Origin of the sequence: Streptomyces durbertensis, assembly GCF_014156695.1 — a bacterium.
Classification (GTDB): domain Bacteria; phylum Actinomycetota; class Actinomycetes; order Streptomycetales; family Streptomycetaceae; genus Streptomyces; species Streptomyces durbertensis.
This window is the reverse complement of record NZ_WMLF01000604.1, coordinates 1-2526: the sequence shown is the minus strand read 5'-3', so window position 1 is coordinate 2526 and position 2526 is coordinate 1. Positions and strand designations below refer to the sequence as shown.

The following is a 2526-nucleotide window of genomic DNA, read 5'->3' as shown; positions in this document are numbered from 1 at the left end:
GTGGTGAGGTGCGACGCGGTCGGGGTCGGGTTTCCCTGCTTTTGGTATCTGGTCGTTTCGAGGGGGTGGGCTGCGTGGCGTTGATCGAGGTGCGGTTTCTTGGGCCTGTGGAGGTGTCCTGTCGTGGTGTGTCGGTGTAGGTTCCCGTCGGGCGGCATGGGGCGCTGCTGGGGTCCTTGGCGCTGCGGGTCGGTCGTGTTGTTCCCGTGAGTGAGGTCGTCGCGAACCTGTGGGACGGTATTCTCCCGCCTTCTGCCTGTACGACGGTTCGCGGGCACGTCAAGCGTCTTCGTCGGCTTCTCGGGCGGCTCGTTCCGCACGGGGGTCCGGTCGTTCTCGGCCGGCAGGGCGGGTATCAGCTGTGTCCGGACGCTGTCAGCGTGGACGTCGATCGGTTTCAGGAGTGCGTCGTTTCGGCAGCGTAAACACCCGCTGTCCAGTCCGCGGGGGGACTTCAGGTCGTGGGCGCTCCTCCTCCGTGGGACACGACGCCGCCGGCTGTCGGTTGCGCGGCGGGGAGGTCGCGGTCGACCTCCACCGGTTCCGCGACCTGGTCGCCCGGGCAGCTCCGGTGGGCGGTGCCGCCGCCCACGTGCTGCTGGACCGTGCGCTCGGGTTGTGGCGGGGGCACCCCTGTCCGGGGTCGACAGTCCGGTGCTCGTCCGCGACGTGGCGCCGGTTCTGGAGGAGGAGCGGCTCGGCGCCTTCAGCGGTGGGTCGTCCTGAGCGCGGAGGAACGGGGCTTGGGGGGACGCGGTGGCCGAGTTATGCGGTGTTCTCGCGCGGCATCCGCTGCGCGAGGATCTGTGGCGGCAACTGATCCTGCTGCTGTTCGAGTCGGGCCGGCAGGCGGATGCCCTCGACGAGTTCCACAGGTGCCGTCGAGCGCTGCGAGCCGCTGGCGCCGAGCCCGGGGCGGAACTGCGCGAAATCCACCAGCGCGTTCTTGGACACGATCCGGGCTGGGTGGCGGAGTTGGGGCGGGCGGCGCCCGCCCCGGCGGCGCGGCAGGGTGCCGTCCGGGCGTGGGTGCCCCACCAGTTGCTGCCGGAGGCGGCTCCCTTCGTCGGGAGGGAGAGCAGTCTGGCCGCGCTCGACGACGCGTGCGAGGCGGCAGGGGACGACGGGCGCGCGTGGTTCTCTACGGGCCGCCCGGCGTGGGCAAGTCGGCGCTGGTGGTGCGCTGGGGGCTGAGTCGCGGCGAGCGGTTCCCCGACGGGCGGCTGTAGGTGGACGTGGGCGGGGGCGCCGGGGAACCGCCGGACCCCGGGCCGGGCGCTCGCGGTGCTGCTTGCCGGGCTGGGCGTGCCGGTGCGTGACGCTCCCGAGGAGGCCGGGGCGCGCGGGGCCCTGTTGGGCGAGCTGGTGGCGGGCCGCAGGGCGCTGGTGGTTTCGGACAACGTCGGCTGTCGGGGCCGGTTACGGCCGCTGCTCGCGCGCTTGGCCGGCCTCGCGGGGGCGGTGCTGGTCACGAGCCGGAGTGGTGGGGCGACCGTCGCGTCGGCCGCTGCGTTTGCTGCCAGGCTGCCGTTGGGGCCGTTGACCACGGAGGAGGCGCCGCGCTCCTCTTCGAGCTCGGCGCCTATCAGCACGGTGACCACCCCGGCGCGCTGGCCGCCGCCGTCGAGTTGTGCGACGGCCATCCGCTGGCGCTGCGGGTCGTCGCCGAACGCGTGCGGCGCTTCCACGGCCTTCGGCTGGACGAGCTGGTCGCCCAGCCGGAGGTGCGGCGGGACGTACGGGCGGTGCTGCGGGCGGGGTCGGAGGCGGTCACCTCCTCGGCACGGAGTCCTGGGGAGCCGGTGCGGGACCGGTGCGAGGGTGCCGCTCAGCCAGGTTTCGCCGCACTTCGGGAAAGACTTCCGTGCTGAGCTGGGGGAGGTTGTCGAGGGCTCCGGAGGTGTTGCCGGCGGCCTCGACCTGGCAGAGCACCCGGTGTACACCGGAGGTGGCGATGTGGTGGACGAGCTGTTCGACGCAGGTCGCCGCGTCTTTGACCGGCTGGGTCGCCAGCAGTGCCGCGGTCATGTTGTCGACGGCCCTTGCGCGTTCCGCCTCGGTGGTGGGCTTGTGTGGCGCATCGGTCATGAGCGGGGCGAGTTGAGCGGACTCGACCATGTGGCGGGCCCGGTCGCGCATGAGGCGTTCCGCCTTTGCGGGGTTGTCCGTGAGGTACGCGAGGAGCGCGAAGGCGTGGTCGTACCCGTGCTCGGGATGGCCCGCGGCGGCGACCGGCTTTCCGGTGCATGGTCACCATCTCCGCCTTCGCCTCGGCGCCTTGTCGAAGAAGAGCAGCACGGGCAGCCTATGCTCGGCGGCCAGCGCGAGGGTACGCGAAGAACGCGAAGGCGTGGTCGTACCCGTGCTCGGGATGGCCCGCGGCGGCGACCGGCTTTCCGGTGCATGGTCACCATCTCCGCCTTCGCCTCGGCGCCTTGTCGAAGAAGAGCAGCACGGGCAGCCCGTGCTCGGCGGCCAGCGCGAGGGTACGCGAAGAGCCGGCCGCCACGTGGACGGGGGGGGCGA

At 72.4% G+C, this 2526-nt stretch carries 1 protein-coding gene and 1 pseudogene; one reads left to right on the top strand and one right to left on the bottom strand.

Features of this window, described 5'->3' with window-relative positions; all coding sequences use genetic code 11:
* Window positions 1-756 precede the first annotated feature (756 nt).
* Window positions 757-888 (top strand): annotated as a pseudogene (locus tag GL263_RS29195) (BTAD domain-containing putative transcriptional regulator); the annotation flags it as partial.
* Between the two features lie 882 nt (window positions 889-1770).
* Here GL263_RS29195 and GL263_RS24965 read toward each other — a convergent pair.
* A complete protein-coding gene (locus GL263_RS24965) occupies window positions 1771-2139 on the bottom strand; it encodes a hypothetical protein (protein WP_182858005.1) in 369 nt (122 codons plus the stop codon).
* Window positions 2140-2526: the final 387 nt, after the last annotated feature.

Excerpts from the sequence above, each read along its gene's own strand:
- GL263_RS24965 (WP_182858005.1), bottom strand. The coding sequence starts at position 2,139 with ATGCGCGACCGGGCCCGCCACATGGTCGAGTCCGCTCAACTCGCCCCG.